This is a genomic window from Chryseobacterium sp. YR221, from assembly GCF_900176315.1.
Taxonomy (GTDB): domain Bacteria; phylum Bacteroidota; class Bacteroidia; order Flavobacteriales; family Weeksellaceae; genus Chryseobacterium; species Chryseobacterium rhizosphaerae.
Window position 1 is genome coordinate 486089 of record NZ_FWXM01000002.1, and the last position, 19911, is coordinate 505999.

The window sequence follows — 19911 nt, forward strand, 5'->3', positions numbered from 1 at the left end:
ATCGTATTTTTGAAATAAAAATATTCAGATATGCTTCAGATTCAAGGTTTCGTTTTCAATTTTGCGAGCGAAAATACATATATCATCTACAACGAAAATAAAAATGCATGGCTTATTGATCCGGGTAATATGAGTGCACAGGAAACTCAGGCTATTGACAATTTCATCACGGAAAATGGATTACATATTCAGAAAATACTTCTGACACATGCTCATATTGATCATGTTTTGGGACTTCAGTGGGCTTTTGACAAATTTAAAGTACCTGTCCATATGCATCAGGAAGACCAGGAGGTACTGGATATGCTTCAGGCCAGCGGACTAAGATTCGGAATGACTATAGATCCTGTAAAAGTAGAGGTAAATTATGTAAAAGAAGGTGACGAGCTGGATCTTGATGGAGAAAAGTTTAAGATCTATCATGTTCCTGGGCATTCTCCCGGAAGTGTAGTCTACCACAATGAAAATCAGAAGTTCATGATTTCAGGTGATGTACTTTTTGAAGGAAGCATTGGAAGAACAGATTTATATAAAGGAAATTATGAACAGCTGATTGAAGGTATCACCAAGAAACTTTTCGTACTGGACAGTGACACTCAGGTATTTTCAGGCCATGGAAATCCTACCTCAATCGGTTTTGAAAAACAGTATAATCCATTTTTTAAATAAACGGGATACAAGACCAGGTCAGCGAGTGCAAACATCCGCCCGATCTGTGAAAGCTTATAAAAATAGAAACCGCCAGGAAAATCCTGACGGTTTCTTGTTATAAAGAAATAGAGTTTAAAAATCTAAAGTAACGGATGCTCTGGCTGCTGCACCCATAATAGGTCGGGCCATGATAATACCGTCACCTGTTGGTGAGCCTGCTCTAGGATCTCCTTCTGTAATTCCAATAGTGTTAAAAACATTGGTCCCATCTACAGCAAAACGAATTTTCCCTAGCTGGTAAGACATTCCTGCTCCAAATTCTGAGAAAGAAGGTAACGTCTGAACATTTAATTCATCCTGAAATCTTTTTCCATAGTAATTCATGCTTACATAGGCTCTCCAGGATTTTGTAATATTGACTGCAGGAGCAATATTAAAATAAAATTTAGGCATTCTTCTTACGGTATTCCCTTCCAAAAGGCTTCCTGCTTCCAGGTTTTTATATTTAGGATTCTGAATAGTTCCGTTGAATGTAACTTCCAGAATATTATTAAATAAGCGGGCATACCCTTCTAATTCAACCCCATAGTTTTCTGTATTGGCAAAAGTGTTTTCAGACTTCCCGCTAGAAAAGATATCTGTAAAGGAAAGGTTCTTCAATGTAGAATAGAACGGAATTACCGCCACATCAAAAGTACGGGAGTAATATTTATATCCGACCTCCAGCTGATTGGTTAATACTGATTTTAAAGGTTTATCAGGGGCTGGATTGGAAAAGTAATTATAATAAGCTTCCTCATTGGGTGATCTGAAACCGTTAGAGAAACGGGCATAGACTGCATTTTCTCGGTTGATCTTATAGTTGGCCGCTAATGTGAAAGACACCTTATCTATATTGTAGTTCCAATATGTAAATTTATTTCCTAATACACTCATGTTATCATCAGCCGTAGTCGTTGCAAAGCTATGAGTTCCATCTGTTGTTAATCCTGAGTTATTTAAATTGGATGTTGTCGTATTGGCAAAACTACCCTTATAAAAATCGTGACTGTAACGGATACCTCCGTTCAGGCTCAGTGCTTCTGTCACATTATAATCCACATTTAAATACAGATCATTTAAGCTCCCTTGCGTCTGGGTATCTCTCTGCAGGAAAGTCATATCTGTAACCCCATTATAGGTTTTAGAATATCCTGTATCTGAAGGATTGAGTGAAGGGTCTACAAGATTCAGCAGCTGAGGGCGGTCTGTAGCTGTAGCCAAAATATTGCTCCAGTTCCAGTATTGATGAGACTTCCAGTTAGATTTATAAAAACCTGCTGTTAGATTTCCTTTGTCAAATTTATAATTAAGCTGTAAGTCATTTACAAAATTATTCATCTGCTTGTCAATGGCCCAGAATCCTAACTTTTGAACATACGCAGGATCAACAACTGCTCCATTACTCACAAGAGAATACTGATAACTGGACATCCCCATCTCCTTTGCAAACTCAGAAGTTGTCTTTGGACTTCCGGCAGGGAAAATCCCTGTATAATTCATATTGATATTGGTATATCTCGTCTTATTTAAAACACTGAAATTATTTCCCAGATCATATTTGAATTCAGCCCCTACTACATCCACTTTCGGGTGAATACCATCTTCCAGATTTCTATTAAAAAATCCTCCTCCGGCCTGAGGGATATTCAACTGACTGATCGCTCTATAGCTATATGTGCCGTAATTAGGATCAAAGCCAGGGAATCCTTTTAAATCATTTCCATTCTGAAGTAAAGGAATTGGAAGGAAGAATGTATTTCTGTCGTCCAGTTTTTTATAATATACTTTCACATATCCTTTATCAAAGACATATTTCAGGTTCATTCTGATCTGACCTCCATTATTGGCTTTGAAACCCGTTTTTCTGATTCCGTCATCCGTTCTGTAGAAACCTCCTATATTGAAGAACAACTGATCTTTTACCAATGCTCCTCCTACATTGAGATCGGTACGCATTAATCCATAAGTACTGGTTTCAATTTTCGCCGTTCCCTTAAAGTCGTTAGTTCCTTCTTTAGTAATAAAATTGATTAATCCACCGGGAGAATTATTGGCATAAATAGAACCCGATCCTCCTCTTAAAGCCTCCAGGCGGCCTACTGTATTATCTACACGAAAAAAATTATCAGCATTGGCAAATTGGAGTGCTCCATCTTCAAAAACCGGAAGACCATCCTCCTGTACCTGTACAAATTCGTAAGCTCCTGCAGAAGGAATTCCTCTAGCAAAAAGGTTGTTGCCAACCTCCCCTCCGGAAGTTTCTACCGCAAACCCGGGAACTCTTTGCAACAAAGCAGCAGCACTGATAGGATTTTGTTTTTGAATTTCCTTAGCACTGAAAGTAGAAATCGCAGTACTGGATTCTATTTTTTTCTTTGGATTAGAATTTCCGGTAATAACGATCTGATCGATAGAAGAAACTTTCGCAGAATCTTGCGGTGTTTCCTGAGCATACACATTATTGAAATACAATGTAGCTGTGGCGGCAATTAAAAAGATTGATTTATTTTTCATAGCCCTATTTTTTTGTTGTTAGTTTCAGTTTTGTTGTAATTTTAAATACACTCCATTGGTCCAACCGAATCCATCCTGATTGGGGTATTCCCCTCCGCCTGCAATTGTTTCTGTATCTAATGCATTGTATTTTTCCATAAGTTTTCCGGTATTGTTGTAGACTCTTTCTACATTCAAACACCAGTTATTTTTTATTTTTTCTGCCAGCTCATTAAACCCATAATTTTTCATAGATTTAAAACCCAGCCACTGATAAGGAGCCCATGCATTGGGTAAATCCCATTGCTGCCCTGATTTTTTTGTTGTGGTAACCAATCCTCCCTGATACAGGAACTTTTCAGCAATAATTCCGGCTACTCCTTCAGCCTGTTCCTGATCTGCCAATCCCAGAAATAAAGGGTAAAGAGCAGCAATATGCTCAGACGGTGTTTTTGTGTTTTTTTTAGTATGATAATCCTTATACGTCTTCGCTTTTTCATCCCAGAAGTATTTATTGATCATCTGTCTTCGCTTTGCTGCTCTTTCAGTAAAATAATTTTCCTTTTCCTTTAGATTCTGAAGTGCTGAAGATGTTGCCAGTGTGGTCTCCAAATGCCATAACAGGCAATTCAGATCTACTTGCGCAAGGTTCAGCGTTTCTATGGTCTGTATATGTTCTCCGTCGGCAAACCATCTGCTGGAAAAATCCCAGCCGGATTCACAGGCGCTTCTTATATTTCTGTAAAATTCATCCTCAGGAGCATTTTCATGATCCTCAATATCTATCAGGTAACTTTCAGGACGTGGTGTATTTTCCGCATCATAATAACGGTTTAAAATATCACCATCCTTGGTTTTCACCACTCTTTTGATGCATGAACCATTCTCAAGCCCTTCTTCACCATTCATCCAGAAAGCATATTCCCTTTCTAAAGTCGTATGATATTGTATATAAATTTCATTATTACCGGTAGTTTCAAAAAGGAGATCCAGCATCAGCGAAAAATACGGAGGCTGTGAACGGCTTAAAAAATGAGTTCTGCTGGCATTCGGAACAAAACCGACATGCTGGATCAGATAAGCACAGTTTTCCACAATATTCTCCATCATTTCCAGTCTTCCGGAAACCTGTAATCCAAGCATGATAAAATAGCTGTCCCAATAGAAAAACTCATTAAAACGCCCTCCGGGAACAATATAAGGTTTCGGTAATTTCAAAAGGGTTCCTTTTTCTTCATAAGCCGTACGGGTCAGTTCGTCCCATAATTTTTCAATATGCTCCTCAATAGGAAGGTGATGGTCTCTCTGAACCAAGATTTTTGCCCCTAAAAAATCAAAATGGGTCAGCACAAAATCTTTCAGCACAAAACCTTCTGTTTTTTTGGCCTCTTCGTACTTTTTATTGATTTCAGTGATCGGAAATAATGGAACCGCATCGGTCATCATTTTTTGATCTTCAAAAATCTCAGATTTCTGTACATCATCAAAAAGAGTCTGAATTTCGTTGATATAAAGTTGATTACTCATTTTTATTTTTTAGGATTTATTTTTAATTTATTCATGAAAATAGCGGAAGTGATCAGGAGTGAAAGTGGAATTAATGAAAGATAAAATGCCTGCTGTCCACTAAATTCCTGAAATACAAAACCGGTAATAATTGAGCCTATAGTTCCTCCAATTGCTGAAAACACAACAATAAGTCCGGACATGGCACTGTGTAAGTATTTGGGTATTGAAGCCAAAATCACAGAATTAATACTGGGATAAATAGGAGCCAGCAATCCACCCATTAAAGGGAACAGGTAGACAACAAGTGGTGCATTCAACCAATTGGTATCCGTACCAATATGAATATGATGAGTTAATGGCAATACCAAAAGTAAACTTACCGCAAAACCTATCACGCAAAATGAAACAACATAAATCCAGCTGAACTTTTTTGAGAAGAAACCTGATAAAAACCTTCCCAAAGCAAAAGCCCCGGCCAAAACAGCTCCCGCCTGAATGCTCATTGAAGTAGGCACCTTTAAGATCTCTTTATAAAAAGTAGGTGTCCATGTTTGAAAACTCTGCTCCACCAGTACAAAAAGGAAAGCACACAGTAAAAAGAACAGTACTTTTTTATAACTGAATAAACTTGCACTGTTTTTTAGATCACCTAGCAGATCTGTTTTCTCACTTTTCACCTCCTTTTCGTTCAGTTTTGAAAAGAATAAAAACAAAAAGGAAAGCGTAGAAAGTCCTCCCAATACCCAATACACATTGAGCCAATGGGTAGATTGGGGATTATGATCATCGATATATAAACTGAACAGAAGATTCCCTGCCAGTACTCCAATCATAAAAAAACCTTCCAGGAATCCCATAAAACTGGAATGCTCCTTATCTGTTTCTGTAACCAGCCCAATAGATGTAAAAACTGATATTTTGATGAGGGCAAAAGAAACCCCTACAATAGCAAACAATAATTTAAAAATCCAAAAACCACTGGCAAAAGGCATGACAAAACACATACAGCTCACCATAAATAAAGCAGCCAGCATTGAATTTTTGATCCCGATCTTCGGAAGAAATGAAGCCAGAATGAATGAACAAATGGCAATCGGAAGATCTTTAAATCCTTCCAAAATACTGGCAGACGATTTTGAAATCCCAAAATTCTGCTGAACCTGCAGAATAACTGTTCCCACAGAATTCAAAAGAATTGCGAAAACAAAATAATTTAAAAATAATACCGCCTTTATATTGAAATTTTTCATCCAGATCATTTCTTGTCGGCTAAGATAGAAGCATTTGTGTTAACAATAATTTAACACAGTAAACCAATATTTGAACAATATTAATATAATTAGTATTTTTAATGATTAAATATGATTAATTAAATGAAAGTTACTTTTGAAAGAGTTATTCCCAATGAGAAAAGCTCATTCCGGACCATTCACAATAACTCCCCTATTTCGGAATTCAAATGGGAATACCATTATCATCCCGAAATTGAACTGGTCTGTGTCATTTCCGGGAATGGAACCCGCCATGTAGGCTATCATAAAAGTAATTATACCCATGGAGATCTCGTCCTTATCGGATCCAATATTCCTCATTCCGGATTTGGCTTAAATTCCATTGATCCTCATGAAGAAATTGTACTTCAGTTCAAAGAGGAAATTCTCCAATTTCCCCAACAGGAAGTAGAAGCCAGATCTATTAAAAACTTACTGGAGCTTTCAAAATATGGCATTCACTTTCATCATAAAGTAAAAAAAGCAATGCTTCCAAAACTTAAACTCATGCTTGAATCTGAAGGTTACAAAAGATATTTAATCCTGCTTGATATTCTTTTTGAACTTTCTAAATGTAAAGACTATGAGCTTTTAAATAAGGAAATTATGCCCTACACCATCATTTCTAAGAATAAAACCCGACTGGAAAATATTTTCACCTATGTAGAACATCATTATGATAAAGAAATTAATATTGAAGAAGTAGCCAGACTCGCGAACCTTACCTTACCGGCTTTCTGTAATTTCTTTAAAAAAGCAACTCAGATTACTTTTACAGAGTTTGTAAACCGGTACAGGATCAATAAAGCCTGTCTTTTGATGGCTCAGGACAAAACTATTTCGGAATGCAGCTATAGCTGTGGATTTAATAATGTGACGTATTTCAACAGGATGTTTAAAAAATATACAGGAAAAACGCCTTCAGAGTTTATTAAAAACTATTCTCATAATAATGTGAATGTGGACTTGAAGGTTGAGAACCAGGTTAAAAGTAAAGTCAGTTTTTAAAAATATTGCTATTAAAGTAATTTTCAGTTTATGGAAAACCATAAGGATAAATATTGCGCTTAGTTTATCCACGTACTTTGTCATTCCGCAGGAATCCAAACATAAAAACTCTCGCAAATTGAGCTGATTTAGCAGATGCTTGTGTTATAGAGTGATACAATTTAAGTTACTATCATTGTGCTCCTGCTACATCTGTGAATAAAATAATAGCAGCACAATACCCCCTGAGAAATCTGAGAGAAAATAAAAAAGCTGTCCTTAAAAAGAACAGCCTTTATATCATGATACATAAGAACCGGCAATTAAAAAACCAGTAACTTATTTATTTCCATTTAATATTACATCCCATGCTTGGTCTCTGAATTTCTTCCTGTGCTTCACCAGCCAAAAGATTTTCAAAAGCAATAATTAAATCTTCTCCGGTTACATCTTTATTGTTTCCAGGTCTTGAATCATCCATCTGACCTCTGTAGATAAGGTCCAATTTATCATCAAAGAAATAAAAATCCGGTGTACAAGCCGCTTCATAAGCTTTCGCTACTGCCTGGCTTTCATCAAACAAATAAGGAAAGTCAAAATTTCTTTCAATTTGGAATTCAATCATTTTTTCAGGAGAATCAGCCGGATATTTTTCGATATCATTCGCATTAATGGCAATGAATTCAATTCCTTTATCATTATAATCTTCATATAGCTCATTGATCTTATCGATCACATGAAGAACAAATGGACAGTGGTTACACATGAAGATCACCAATGTACCTTTTTCGCCTTTCAGATCTTCTAAAGACTGTATTTCATTCGTTTTTGATGGGTTTGGAAGCTCAAAAAAAGGAGCTTTGGTTCCTAATGCCAACATATTTGAGGGAGTATTCATACCTTATTTCTTTGTTCACAAAGATAAAAATTTCTTTTATTAATAAACTGAGTTCCGAATAAGACATTTTTATTTTTATTTAATAGAGAACGGAAGTTATATACCTCTTAAAAACTCATGATCATCAATTGTATTGATTTTCACTTCATCCATTTTTTTATAAGATTTTTAAATTACATTCAAAAAGTGGTCTCTAGCTCCCGTTCTTACAGCTTTGAGCTGCTTCTATCAACATCCCTTAAATGTTAAAATCAAAATAAGATTTGGAAGTTATGTCTAAAAGTTTGTAGTTTTGCTAACACTGTTAGTAAATAAATATCATGGGCCTACATGAACGCCGCCAAAGAGAAAAAGAATCCATCCGTGCAAATATTTTGCAGGCTGCTTTCACATTGGCAAAAACTGAAGGCTGGGCTTCACTATCCATGCGTAAAATAGCAGACGCTATTGAATATAGTGCACCGGTAGTATATGATTACTTTGAAAATAAAGAGGCTATCTTATTTGAAATTTCTTTAGATGGCTTCCACAATTTACATATAGAATTATTAAAAGCTCAGAAGAAACACGATAGTCCGGAAGACCAACTTGTGGCTATTGTAGATGCTTACTGGAATTTTGCTTTTAAAAATAAAGAATATTACCAGCTTATGTTTGGTTTAGGAATGCAGTGCTGTGGAAAAGGCCAGATGAAAAAAGAATTTTCATCTTTCCAGGAGATGATCTATGAGTGTACCTATGAAATTATCAAGAAAAACGGATCCAATCCGGATAATGCATGTCATATGTCTCATGCTCTGTTTTCAGCAGTTCACGGAATGATTTCCATTATGATGATGCGTACAGCAGATATTCCATCTACTATGAATAAATCATCTTTAGACGAAACAGTTTCGTCTTTTATTAAATCTTTATAGATTTTTTTTGAACCAAAAATTAACACCGTTAGGAAATTTAACACTGAGTTAAATTAATTAATTCATTTAAACCTGATTAAAAACTAAAATTATTATGTAAAATTTGATACCATTCGATGAGTAAAAATAATGATTTTTTCTTTAAACATTAACACTGTTAGCAAAATTAACATACTTACACCTCACACCTTTATATACATTAAAACATTCAATTATGGGAACACTCGACTTTATCGGACATTAAAAATTCTGTAATTTTTTTTGAACAAATCATTAACACTGTTAGGAAAAAAAACAGCATTTATTACAAGGAATATTACTTAAATCTAACACTTCATTAAAAAAATTAAACCCAAAATGAAAATACCTGGAAAAACAAAGTTTATTGTACTTATCTCAAGTATAATTCTTTTACAGAGTTGCACCAAGGCTGCCGAAGGATCTAATGCCGCACCGCCAGCACCTGAACTTCCGGTTTATACCGTTATCACCTCCCCTGCTACCACATATCAGGAACTACCTACCGCTTTAGAAGGAAAAAACAACGTAGAGATCAGATCTCAGGTAGATGGATATCTTGATAGAATTTATGTAGAAGAGGGATCTTATGTAAGAGCCGGACAGCCTTTATTTAAAATAGACTCCAGAAGCTATGGTGAACAGATGAATATGGCACAAGCCAACCTCCAAGTGGCTCATGCTAATATACAGAAAGCAAAAGTAGAAGTCGACAGACTTCAGCCATTGGTTGCTGCAAAAGTAGTTTCCGATGTACAGCTTAAAACAGCAAAAGCCAACTACGAAGCGGCGGTTGCCGCTGCATCACAGGCTAAAGCTTCAGTAGGAAGCGCAAGAATCAATGTAGGATTTACAACCATTACCGCACCGGTAAGCGGTTATATCGGAAGGATTCCATATAAAAAAGGAAGTCTGATCTCCAGAACAGATCCTAATCCATTGACTTTATTGTCAGATATCAGCGAAATATATGCTTACTTCTCTTTAAGCGAACTGGATTTTATTGCTTTTCAAAATAAATATCCCGGTGCCACTTTAGAAGAGAAACTGAAAAATATGCCTCTGGTAGAACTGGTAATTGCGGATAACAGTATCTATCCTCAAAAAGGAAAATTAAGTATTGTAGACGGACAGTTTGATAAAACAACCGGAGCGATCAGCGTACGTGCCGTTTTCCCTAATGCTAACGGAGCTTTAAGAACAGGAAACACCGGAAGAGTACGTATGCCACAATTTATCTCCAATGCCGTAGTCATTCCACAGGAATCTACTTTTGAAATTCAGGATAAAACCTATGTATATGTGATGGGAAAAGACCAGAAAGTGACCGGAAGACCTATCAAAATCTCCGGAAAAACAGAGGGGTATTATTTTATTTCTGAAGGGCTTTCTCCCGGAGAAAAAATTGTCTTCACCGGAATCGGCAGCCTGAAAGATGGAGCCTCCATCAAACCAAAAGCTATTTCTTCTGACAGTTTATTAAAAGCAAAACCTTTATAAATATCCTGAATACAGAAGACTTAAAAAAATAAACTTCTTATGTTAAAACAATTTATAGAAAGACCGGTACTTTCAACGGTCATCTCCATAATACTTCTATTATTGGGAGCCTTGTCTCTCTTTAATTTACCGATTGCCCTCTTTCCGGATATTGCACCTCCAAGTGTACAGGTAACGGCTTTTTATCCGGGAGCGAATGCTGAAGTAGTGGCCCGTTCTGTAGCAACCCCAATTGAGGAAGCGGTGAACGGAGTTGAGAACATGACTTATATGACCTCCAATTCCAGTAACGACGGAACCATGACACTGAGCGTTTTCTTCAAACAGGGAGCTGATGCTGATAATGCAGCAGTAAACGTACAGAACCGTGTATCAAAAGCAATGAGTCAGCTTCCTCAGGAAGTAGTACAGGCCGGAATTTCAACACAGAAAGTTCAAAACAGTATGATAATGTTTATGGGACTTACCAGTGATGATCCGAAACAATACGACGAACTTTTCTTACAAAATTACCTGAAGATCAACGTCATTCCCCAAATACAACGTATTCCGGGAGTAGCACAGGCCCAGGTATTCGGAACAAGAGATTATTCCATGAGAATCTGGCTGAAACCAGATAGACTGGCAGCCAACAATCTTTCTCCACAGGAAGTTCTTGCAGCAATCAAAGATCACAACCTTGAAGCTGCTCCAGGTCGTCTTGGGCAGGGAAGTAAGGAAACGTATGAGTATATCCTTAAATATAAAGGAAAGCTGAACAAAAATGAAGATTACGAAGGTATTGCCATTAAAGCGAATAATGACGGATCATTCCTGAGATTAAAAGATGTTGCAAGAGTAGAATTTGGTTCTTATACCTATACCGCAACAAACAGAGTAGACGGAAAACCGGTTGCTGGGTTTGCTATTTTACAAACTGCAGGTTCTAATGCCAATGAGATCCTGACAGAAATTGAAAAACAGGTTGATGTATTGAGTACTACCCTGCCAAAAGGGGTAAAACCAATTATCATGTATAATTCCAAGGACTTTTTGGATGCTTCTATTCATCAGGTTGTTGAAACGTTAGTGATCGCTTTCATTCTGGTATTTATTGTGGTGTATATTTTCCTTCAGGATTTCAGATCTACACTTATACCAGCTATTGCAGTACCGGTTGCGATTATCGGAACCTTTTTCTTCCTGCAATTGTTCGGTTTCAGTATCAATATGCTTACATTATTTGCGTTGGTATTAGCCATCGGTATTGTAGTGGATGACGCCATTGTAGTAGTGGAAGCCGTCCATTCTAAAATGGAACAGACAGGAATGCCCGTGGAGCAAGCTACCATGAATTCCATGAGTGAAATTTCCGGCGCTATTATTTCCATTACACTGGTAATGTGTGCTGTGTTTATTCCCGTAGGATTCATGCAGGGACCGGCAGGGGTGTTTTACAGACAGTTTGCCTTCACTCTGGCAATTGCCATCCTGATTTCTGCAGTAAATGCATTAACATTAAGCCCCGCTTTATGTGCCATGTTCTTAAATGATCCTCAGGGTGAACATGGTGAGCATGGTCATAAAAAAGGCTTTGGAGCAAGATTCTTCAATGCATTCAACGTGAGCTTTAACAATATGACCAGAAAATATATTTACAGCCTTAAATTTTTAATTAAAAATAAATGGGTAGCAGTAGGAGGCCTTGTCCTTATTACAGCGGTAAGTATTTTCCTGATTAAAAAAGCACCTTCAGGATTTATTCCGACAGAAGACCAGGGATTCGTATTATATGCAGTAAATACTCCTCCGGGAAGTTCACTGGAAAGAACGCACAACGCTACAACCCAGATCGATAAAATCATTAACGGTGAAAAGGCAACCAATCACCTTTGGGTAGCAGACGGAATGAACTTCATCAGTAATGCCAATGCCTCTCCATATTCTGCAGGTTTCATTAAACTTAAGGATTATGACAAACGTGGTGATATGAAAGATCCAGATCAGATTGCTGCAGCACTGACAGGAAAGGTGAGCCAGGTAAAAGATGCCAATGCATTCTTCTTCAACTTCCCTACTGTACAAGGTTTTGGTAACGTTTCCGGTTTTGAATTCATGCTTCAGGATAAGACAAACAGTTCTTTTGAACAGTTGGGAACCACCACACAGGCATTCATTGGAGAATTGATGAAACGCCCGGAAATTGCATTTGCATTTACTACATATGCTGCCGGAAACCCACAGTATACTATTGATGTAGATGCAGATAAAGCCAATCAGCTTGGAGTGTCTATCACCGAATTGATGCAGACTATGCAGATTTATTACGGAAGTAGCTTTGTTTCAGACTTTAACAGGTTTGGTAAATACTACAGAGTAATGGCACAGGCAGATATTCCTTATCGTACGGACATTAATTCTTTAGAAGGAATTTATGTAAAGAATAAATCCGGAGAAATGGTTCCTGCTAAGACATTGGTTACTTTAAAAAGAACTTTTGGACCTGAAACGGTAACAAGAAATAACCTTTTCAATGCGGTAACGATTAACGGAACACCAAAACCGGGATACAGTACCGGTGATGCCATTAAAGCGGTAGAAGAGGTTGCTCAGAAATCCCTTCCTAGAGGCTATGGTTATGAATGGACAGGAATTACCCGTGAAGAGATTAAAACAGGCGGACAAACAGTATTTATCTTCCTTTTAAGTATTCTCTTTGTATACTTCCTGTTGGCAGCACAATATGAAAGTTATATTCTTCCGTTTGCCATTATCCTTACCATTCCTACGGGAGTATTTGGAGTATTTGCCTTCACAGGATTAGCTGGAATTGATAATAATATTTATGTACAGGTAGGACTCATCATGCTTGTAGGGCTTTTGGCTAAAAATGCCATCCTGATCGTAGAATTTGCTGTTCAGAGAAGAAATGCAGGAAAATCACTGATTGAATCAGCTCTTCAGGCTTCAAGATTACGTTTAAGACCCATCTTGATGACCTCTTTTGCCTTTATCGTGGGTATGCTTCCATTAGTGTGGACACAGGGTGCTTCTGCAAAAGGAAATCACTCTATTGGTTACAGTACTGTAGGAGGAATGCTTACAGGAGTTATTTTCGGAATTTTCATTATCCCGGTAATGTATGTGATTTTCCAATATCTGCATGAAAAAATGCCAAGCAGAAAAAAGAAAAGGCTTCAGAAAAAGCTACAGCAAGAGCAGGCTTTAACAGCTGCTCATTAAAAATTATTTACAAATCTTAAGGGGTATAGAAGTCACAAAAGGTTTTACACTTGGTGATTTTAAATTATAAACTTTACACATGTAAGTTTTGAAATCAAATATTTTCTACATGAAAAACAGTCATCTGAGTAAGCTGTGGAAAATAGACCTATACCTCTTACCATTTGGTATCCATTAAAAGCCTATTAAACAAAAACAATGAAAAGAGTAAAAAATATTATATTAACATTTGCGCTGGCTTTAGGCTCTGTTTCGTGTGTGTCAAAACTGGCATACACGGAGCCGGACCTTCCGCTTCCGGAAAAATTCCAGTATACAGCAACAGCTGATACGGCAAGTATTGCCAACCTGGAATGGAAAGAATTTTTCAGTGATCCTATCTTACAAGGCTTAATTGAAAAAGGAATTAAAAATAATTATGATCTTCAAATTGCATTAAAACAGGTTGCTGCTTCACAGGAAAAATTGAAACAGGCAAAATATATGCAATATCCTGATGTAGGTTTTGGAGTGACCGGTCAGATTTCTAAACCATCCGAAAACAGTATGAACGGGCAAAGCTTAAATGTATTTTTAGGACAGAGCCATGTTGAGGATTACAATGCAGCATTCAACCTTTCCTGGGAAGCTGATATTTGGGGGAAAATCAAAAACCAGCAGGAAGTTTCAAGAATGCAGTATCTGCAAACTTATGAAGGTTCAAAAGCTATCCAGACCCAGGTTGTAGCAGCTATTGCCCAGGGATATTATAATCTCTTAATGCTTGATAAACAACTGGCCATTGCAAAATCCAATCTGGAATTAAGCAGCAATACATTACTGATTACACAGAAAATGTGGGAAAGTGGTGATACAACTTCTTTAGGAGTACAACAGTCTGCTGCTCAGAAGCAGGCAACGGAACTTCTTATTTCTCAATTGGAACAGAATATTGCTATTCAGGAAAATGCATTAAGTATTCTGGTAGGAGAAATTCCTAATAAAGTAAACAGAACGATTGAAATGGTTGATACCTCTTTACCACAGGATATTACAACAGGACTTCCGGCCGCTATGGTAAGCCGCAGACCGGATGTTCGTCAGCAGGAACTTGTTCTACTGGAGTCCAATGCTTTTGTAGGAATTGCACAAGCCAATATGTATCCTGCATTAAAGATTACAGCAAACGGAGGGGTCAATTCATTCAAATTTGATAATTGGTTTCAGATTCCGGCATCATTATTCGGATCTGTTTTAGGAGGAATTACACAACCCATTTTCCAGAAAAGACAGCTGAAAACAGATCTGGAAGTAGCCAAAATTCAAAGAGAGAAAAATGTTCTGGCTTTCCGTCAATCGGTATTGAATGCTGTGGGTGAAGTTTCTGATGCTTTGGTTTCTAATGAAAATTTAAAAATTCAGGAACAAAAAGCAACGGAACAGTCTACGACATTAAAAGACGGAATTAAAAGTGCACAGCTTCTTTATAGAGGAGGTTCAGCCAATTATCTTGAAGTAATCACTGCTCAGGGCAACTCACTTCAGGCAGAGCTGAATCTGGCTTCCATTAAAAGACAGAGATTAAGCAGCATTGTAGATTTATACAGAGCGCTAGGTGGTGGTTGGAAGTAGTAAATTAAATTATATTGTTAAGTGCGGTTCTTATGGGGCCGCATTTTTTTTGCTTACGGGGTGGTAAGAAGTGAAATTTAAAACTAATTACACTCAAATATTAATTTTGATTCCTTCGGAATGACACACTGGATTCGTAATTTAAACATACCCTATGTTATTCCATAGAAATCAAAATTTTGAAAGCTTATAGTAAAATTATTTATTTCTGAAACTGTCATTAATCCATTGAAGGAGATTTTCAAAGTCCTGGTGAGAATAGCCTAATTGTACATAATGGATATCATCCGCTTTTCTATACCAGGTTAATTGACGTTTAGCATACCTTCGGCTGTTCTTTTTAATCTCAGAAACAGCAAAATCAAGATCCCATTCCCCGTCAAAGTATTTAAATAATTCGGCATAGCCTACCGTATTTAAAGCTGTCAGACCTTTGAACTTTTCCAAGCCTTTCACCTCATCCAGCAGACCTTTCTCCATCATTATATCTACCCTGCGGTTGATTCTGTCATATAATTCCTCTCTTGGAGCTTCTATTCCAATACGAATCACATTAAAATCTCTGGAGTCCTGGGAAACAGCTATATGTTCAGAATATTTTTTCCCGGTTTGCCAGATCACATCAATAGCACGAAGAAGCCTTCGGTGATTGTGAATATCTACCACCTCAAAATATTCCGGATCCAGCTCTTTTAAAATGGCCTGAAGTTTTTCTATGCCTTCCTGATCCATTATGACCTGAAGTTTTTCCTGATTTTCACTATCAGCTTCCGGTAAATCGTTCAAGCCTTCAATCACGGCTTTTTCATACATCATACTACCACCAACTAAAATTACGGTGTCATGATCTTTAAAAAGTTCATTGAGTTTTTGCAAAGCGTCTTCTTCATATTGCCCGATAGAATAGTATTCTTCCACGGAAAGATTCCCTATAAAATGATGAGGAGCTTCAGCCAGTTCCTCTTCAGAAGGAGAAGCTGTCCCTATTTTCATTTCTTTAAAAAACTGTCTGGAATCACAGGAAATAATCTCTGTATTGAAATATTGAGCCAGGTCAATAGCCAATCTCGTTTTACCAATTCCGGTGGGTCCTACTACAGAAATCAAATTTTTCATCAGTTCACATTCATTATTTTATCGGTCAGATGTAATCTTTACAGATTTCACAGTGCTAATTTAAATGTTTATCTTTGTAGAACAATAAAAAACTATGATTTTATCAATGACTGGCTTCGGTAGAGCCGAAGGTGTTTTTGAAGGAAAAAAAATAACAATAGATATTAAATCATTGAACAGCAAGAGCTTTGATTTAAATATCAAGATTCCTTTACGTTATAAAGAAAAAGAATTTGAAATCAGAAAAATTCTTAACGATAGAATTATCCGTGGAAAGGTAGACTGCTACGTTAATCTGGAGAATCTGGAAGAGTCCAATGATGTAAAAATCAATAAAAATTTAATTGATTCATACATCAATGAGCTTAAGACCATTGCATCAGACGGACCTGACTATGAATACCTTAAAATGGCAGTACGACTTCCTGATGCCATCACCTCAAGACCTGATGAACTTACAGAAGGGGAATGGGAAGCTTTGGCGAAAATTGTCAGTGCAGCCATAGACCGTTTTGAAGAATTCAGAAAAACTGAAGGAAGCATTTTACATGAAGAATTAAACAGAAATATCCAGAATATTGATAAATATCTTGGGGAAGTGATTCCATTTGAAGAAGAAAGAATTGTTAGTGTGAAAGAACGTTATCAGAAATCTTTGAAAGAATTTGAAAATGTAGATGAAACACGTTTCTATCAGGAAATGGCATACTTCACAGAGAAACTTGATATTTCAGAAGAAAAAGTAAGACTTACCCAACACTTGAAATATTATAAAGAAGTAATGGACAACGAATCTTTCAATGGAAAAAAACTGGGCTTTATTTCTCAGGAAATCGGAAGAGAGATCAATACATTAGGTTCAAAAGCCAATCATGCCCAAATTCAGAAGCTTGTGGTTATGATGAAAGATGACTTGGAAAAAATTAAAGAACAGACGTTAAACGTATTATAGACGATAGACCTATAGACATGAGATAAGAGATTTTGGTCTCGTGTCTCTCATCTAAAAATCTCTAAAAATCTAAATGGATAAAGTAATTATATTTTCAGCACCATCAGGGAGCGGAAAAACTACATTGGTAAAGCATTCTTTGGAAACATTTCCGGAGCTGAAGTTTTCAATTTCCTGTACAACAAGACAACCGAGAGGAAGTGAAGTTCATGCAGTAGATTATCATTTTTTAACTCCTGATCAGTTCAGACAGAAAATAGCAGAAGAAGCTTTTGTAGAATATGAAGAAGTATATACTGATAAATATTACGGTACTTTAAAATCTGAAGTAGAAAAAATCTGGAATCAGGGAAAAGTTGTTATTTTTGATGTAGATGTAAAAGGAGGAATTTCTTTAAAAAAATATTTTGGCGAGAAAGCATTATCCATTTTTATAGAACCCCCTTCCATTGAAGAATTGGAACGAAGATTGATTTCAAGAAATACAGATGATGCTGAAACCATCAAAACCCGTGTAGAAAAGGCAGAAGAAGAAATGTCTTATGCAAAGGATTTTGACAAAATCGTCATCAACAGTGATCTTGACCAAGCTAAAATAGAAATAGAAAGTTTAATAAAAAGTTTTATAGAAAGTAACTAGAAGTTAGACATTAGAAGTTAGTTTAAACATGTGAATATCTTTTAACAGACTAAAAATCTAACCTCTAATTTCTAGCCTCTACCTTCTATAAAGAAAAAAATTGAGGTTGATATGAGTACCGAAACATTAGAAAAAGCTAAATCTGCAATTCCTGTAAGAGGATTTCTGGATATAAAAGATATAGCAATTCCTCAGGGTGAAGAATTGGTAAAAGCCATTCTTAAACTCAAAGAAGAAAAGAATGCTGTTATTCTTGCCCATTACTACCAACCGGGAGAAATTCAGGATATTGCTGATTTCCTTGGAGATTCTTTACAGCTGGCAAGACAGGCAAAAGATACAAATGCTGATATGATTGTATTCTGTGGAGTACACTTCATGGCAGAAGCAGCTAAAATCCTGAACCCAACTAAAAAAGTAGTTCTTCCTGACACTATGGCGGGATGCTCTTTAGCAGACGGATGTTCCGGAGAAGGATTGAGAAAAATGCGTGAGCAGCATCCCAATGCTTTAATTGCAACTTACATCAACTGTAATGCAGAGACAAAAGCTGAAAGTGATATCATTGTAACGAGTTCAAATGCAGAAACCGTTATTGAAGCATTACCTACAGACAGACCTATTATTTTTGCTCCGGATAAAAACTTAGGAAGATATTTATCTAAGAAAACCGGCAGAGATATGATCCTTTGGGATGGAAGCTGTGTAGTGCACGAAGCATTCTCAATGGAGAGAATTGCCCAGCAATTAGCAGATAATCCTGATGCCAAATTAATAGCACACCCGGAAAGTGAAGAAGCCGTATTAAAACTGGCTCACTTTATTGGTTCTACTTCTGCCTTATTGAATTATGTAGAAAAAGATGACTGTCAGAAGTTCATTATTGCTACAGAAGAAGGAATTCTGCATGAAATGAGAAAACGTGCACCTCACAAAGAATTAATTCCGGCACTAGTTTTCGATGAAAGCTGTAACTGTTCAGAATGTTTCTATATGAAGCGCAATACAATGGAAAAACTATATTTGTGTATGAAATATGAACTTCCGGAAATTCTTATCGACGAAGAATTAAGGTTAAGAGCACTGAAGCCTATTGAGGCTATGCTTGATCTTTCAAAAAGCATAAAATAAACAAAAAGCACTGTTTTCACAGTGCTTTTTTTATATTCGTTAGTGTCCATCTGGAGATCATAATTAAAATCAGTTCTCAGTTACCAATCTCCAAAACAATAAATGCTTACTCTTACACAATTCCTCTCTTTGCAATATTCTGGTAAGGCAAAATAATTATCACAAGTTTGATTGTATTCAGGTCCCGGACCATACTTATTTTGAGTGGGACACCCAGCACAAATAGATGAATCGGCACCTTTAATATTCTTCAGGGTATTCCTTGTTAACTTTTTCATATGATATTCGTTTAATAGATTAAGCTTTCCATATTTTTTTTTACAACATAGGAGCATAACATTTTCCTCCGGGTTTTAGCCAGCATCCCCATCTACCTCCTCCCATGAAACATACAAACTGCTCACCACCACATGCTTCAATCTGGATTTGTGTTGCGCCACCATTAATCATTTTTTTCTCGTCTCTGGATAATTTTTTAATTGTTTTCATATTGTTTTAATTTAATGATTGTAAAAAAGATATATAAAAATAAAGTACTATTCTTATGTTGCCTTAACGGGGATCAAAGCATTCATAGCTTACCAGAACTCTCTTTTTGCAGCATTCAGGCAAACCGTGATAATCACCACAGGATTTTGGCTGGTCAGGTCCGTACGGTCCATCTGGGCAGAATTCATTACAAGGACCTATACCTCCACCATTCACAGACTTTAAGTTTTGTCTGTTGATTTTTTTTAAGTTTCTCATGTTTATTTTATTATGGTTAATACGCTAAAAGTAAGATTTTTAATCAGTTAAATCTAATTTTTTAACAAATATTTCTCTATAAAAGGAATTAATAAGATATTATTTAAAATAATTTGCCATTTCAAAATAATTTGTACATTTGTCTGGTAAATGAACTTATTAAGAAACATATCTGATATTTCTGCTCTGAAATTACCTATTTCAGG

The 19911-nt window shown here is 36.5% G+C and carries 16 protein-coding genes; 9 read left to right on the plus strand and 7 right to left on the minus strand.

Annotated features, from left to right (window positions below):
• Window positions 1-30: 30 nt before the first annotated feature.
• On the plus strand, window positions 31-669 hold the full coding sequence (locus tag B8967_RS07225) for an MBL fold metallo-hydrolase (RefSeq protein WP_084085437.1): 639 nt from the start codon (window positions 31-33) through the stop codon (window positions 667-669).
• A gap of 114 nt (window positions 670-783) precedes the next feature.
• On the opposite strand, the gene B8967_RS07230 is transcribed toward B8967_RS07225, so the two are convergent.
• From B8967_RS07230 to B8967_RS07240, 3 genes are read right to left on the minus strand one after another with little or no spacing between them, the layout of a single operon-like run.
• Window positions 784-3207, minus strand: coding sequence for a TonB-dependent receptor (locus B8967_RS07230; protein ID WP_084085438.1), 2424 nt, complete (start codon window positions 3205-3207; stop codon window positions 784-786).
• A gap of 24 nt (window positions 3208-3231) precedes the next feature.
• Window positions 3232-4713, minus strand: a complete 1482-nt coding sequence (locus B8967_RS07235; protein WP_084085439.1) for a trehalase family glycosidase — start codon at window positions 4711-4713, stop codon at window positions 3232-3234.
• Between the two features lie 2 nt (window positions 4714-4715).
• Window positions 4716-5945: an MFS transporter gene (locus B8967_RS07240; protein ID WP_084085877.1), complete on the minus strand. Its 1230-nt coding sequence runs from the start codon at window positions 5943-5945 to the stop codon at window positions 4716-4718.
• A gap of 123 nt (window positions 5946-6068) precedes the next feature.
• Between B8967_RS07240 and B8967_RS07245 the strand changes: the two genes are divergently transcribed.
• Window positions 6069-6974 carry an AraC family transcriptional regulator gene (locus B8967_RS07245; protein WP_084085440.1) on the plus strand — a complete coding sequence of 302 codons (906 nt, stop codon included), beginning with the start codon at window positions 6069-6071 and terminating at the stop codon, window positions 6972-6974.
• Window positions 6975-7296: 322 nt separating this feature from the next.
• On the opposite strand, the gene B8967_RS07250 is transcribed toward B8967_RS07245, so the two are convergent.
• A complete protein-coding gene (locus tag B8967_RS07250) occupies window positions 7297-7851 on the minus strand; it encodes a thioredoxin family protein (RefSeq protein WP_047490298.1) in 555 nt (184 codons plus the stop codon).
• A gap of 320 nt (window positions 7852-8171) precedes the next feature.
• Here B8967_RS07250 and B8967_RS07255 point away from each other — a divergent pair, with 320 nt between their 5' ends.
• The 4 genes from B8967_RS07255 to B8967_RS07270 all read left to right on the plus strand — a co-directional run bounded on the left by B8967_RS07255 (window position 8172) and on the right by B8967_RS07270 (window position 15119).
• Window positions 8172-8768, plus strand: coding sequence for a TetR/AcrR family transcriptional regulator (locus B8967_RS07255; RefSeq protein WP_047490295.1), 597 nt, complete (start codon window positions 8172-8174; stop codon window positions 8766-8768).
• A gap of 357 nt (window positions 8769-9125) precedes the next feature.
• Entirely contained in the window at window positions 9126-10286 is a 1161-nt protein-coding gene (locus tag B8967_RS07260) for an efflux RND transporter periplasmic adaptor subunit (protein WP_047490292.1), read from the plus strand.
• Between the two features lie 39 nt (window positions 10287-10325).
• The gene (locus tag B8967_RS07265; protein WP_084085442.1) at window positions 10326-13508 is read left to right on the plus strand and encodes an efflux RND transporter permease subunit; all 3183 of its coding nucleotides are present in this window, start codon (window positions 10326-10328) and stop codon (window positions 13506-13508) included.
• 198 nt (window positions 13509-13706) lie between these two features.
• A complete protein-coding gene (locus tag B8967_RS07270; RefSeq protein WP_084085444.1) occupies window positions 13707-15119 on the plus strand; it encodes an efflux transporter outer membrane subunit in 1413 nt (470 codons plus the stop codon).
• A gap of 198 nt (window positions 15120-15317) precedes the next feature.
• Here B8967_RS07270 and miaA read toward each other — a convergent pair whose 3' ends face one another.
• Window positions 15318-16235 (minus strand): tRNA (adenosine(37)-N6)-dimethylallyltransferase MiaA, encoded by a 918-nt coding sequence (miaA, locus tag B8967_RS07275; protein WP_084085446.1) that lies wholly within the window; start codon window positions 16233-16235, stop codon window positions 15318-15320.
• A gap of 94 nt (window positions 16236-16329) precedes the next feature.
• On the opposite strand from miaA, the gene B8967_RS07280 reads away from it, so the two are divergent.
• The 3 genes from B8967_RS07280 (at window position 16330) to nadA (ending at window position 18958) form a co-directional block, all read left to right on the plus strand.
• Window positions 16330-17187 (plus strand): YicC family protein, encoded by an 858-nt coding sequence (locus tag B8967_RS07280; RefSeq protein WP_047490278.1) that lies wholly within the window; start codon window positions 16330-16332, stop codon window positions 17185-17187.
• 73 nt (window positions 17188-17260) lie between these two features.
• The gene (gene gmk / locus B8967_RS07285) at window positions 17261-17827 is read left to right on the plus strand and encodes a guanylate kinase (RefSeq protein WP_047490274.1); all 567 of its coding nucleotides are present in this window, start codon (window positions 17261-17263) and stop codon (window positions 17825-17827) included.
• A 111-nt stretch (window positions 17828-17938) separates the two neighbouring features.
• Window positions 17939-18958: a quinolinate synthase NadA gene (gene nadA, locus B8967_RS07290; protein ID WP_047490272.1), complete on the plus strand. Its 1020-nt coding sequence runs from the start codon at window positions 17939-17941 to the stop codon at window positions 18956-18958.
• Between the two features lie 318 nt (window positions 18959-19276).
• On the opposite strand, the gene B8967_RS22425 is transcribed toward nadA, so the two are convergent.
• On the minus strand, window positions 19277-19447 hold the full coding sequence (locus B8967_RS22425) for a hypothetical protein (protein WP_157969924.1): 171 nt from the start codon (window positions 19445-19447) through the stop codon (window positions 19277-19279).
• 63 nt (window positions 19448-19510) lie between these two features.
• Entirely contained in the window at window positions 19511-19705 is a 195-nt protein-coding gene (locus tag B8967_RS22295; protein WP_123863365.1) for a bacteriocin-like protein, read from the minus strand.
• Between the last annotated feature and the right edge of the window lie 206 nt (window positions 19706-19911).

Excerpts from the sequence above, each read along its gene's own strand:
- B8967_RS07225 (WP_084085437.1), top strand. The coding sequence starts at position 31 with ATGCTTCAGATTCAAGGTTTCGTTTTCAATTTTGCGAGCGAAAATACA.
- B8967_RS07230 (WP_084085438.1), bottom strand. The coding sequence starts at position 3,207 with ATGAAAAATAAATCAATCTTTTTAATTGCCGCCACAGCTACATTGTAT.
- B8967_RS07235 (WP_084085439.1), bottom strand. The coding sequence starts at position 4,713 with ATGAGTAATCAACTTTATATCAACGAAATTCAGACTCTTTTTGATGAT.
- B8967_RS07240 (WP_084085877.1), bottom strand. The coding sequence starts at position 5,945 with ATGAAAAATTTCAATATAAAGGCGGTATTATTTTTAAATTATTTTGTT.
- B8967_RS07245 (WP_084085440.1), top strand. The coding sequence starts at position 6,069 with ATGAAAGTTACTTTTGAAAGAGTTATTCCCAATGAGAAAAGCTCATTC.
- B8967_RS07250 (WP_047490298.1), bottom strand. The coding sequence starts at position 7,851 with ATGAATACTCCCTCAAATATGTTGGCATTAGGAACCAAAGCTCCTTTT.
- B8967_RS07255 (WP_047490295.1), top strand. The coding sequence starts at position 8,172 with ATGGGCCTACATGAACGCCGCCAAAGAGAAAAAGAATCCATCCGTGCA.
- B8967_RS07260 (WP_047490292.1), top strand. The coding sequence starts at position 9,126 with ATGAAAATACCTGGAAAAACAAAGTTTATTGTACTTATCTCAAGTATA.
- B8967_RS07265 (WP_084085442.1), top strand. The coding sequence starts at position 10,326 with ATGTTAAAACAATTTATAGAAAGACCGGTACTTTCAACGGTCATCTCC.
- B8967_RS07270 (WP_084085444.1), top strand. The coding sequence starts at position 13,707 with ATGAAAAGAGTAAAAAATATTATATTAACATTTGCGCTGGCTTTAGGC.
- miaA (WP_084085446.1), bottom strand. The coding sequence starts at position 16,235 with ATGAAAAATTTGATTTCTGTAGTAGGACCCACCGGAATTGGTAAAACG.
- B8967_RS07280 (WP_047490278.1), top strand. The coding sequence starts at position 16,330 with ATGATTTTATCAATGACTGGCTTCGGTAGAGCCGAAGGTGTTTTTGAA.
- gmk (WP_047490274.1), top strand. The coding sequence starts at position 17,261 with ATGGATAAAGTAATTATATTTTCAGCACCATCAGGGAGCGGAAAAACT.
- nadA (WP_047490272.1), top strand. The coding sequence starts at position 17,939 with ATGAGTACCGAAACATTAGAAAAAGCTAAATCTGCAATTCCTGTAAGA.
- B8967_RS22425 (WP_157969924.1), bottom strand. The coding sequence starts at position 19,447 with ATGAAAACAATTAAAAAATTATCCAGAGACGAGAAAAAAATGATTAAT.
- B8967_RS22295 (WP_123863365.1), bottom strand. The coding sequence starts at position 19,705 with ATGAGAAACTTAAAAAAAATCAACAGACAAAACTTAAAGTCTGTGAAT.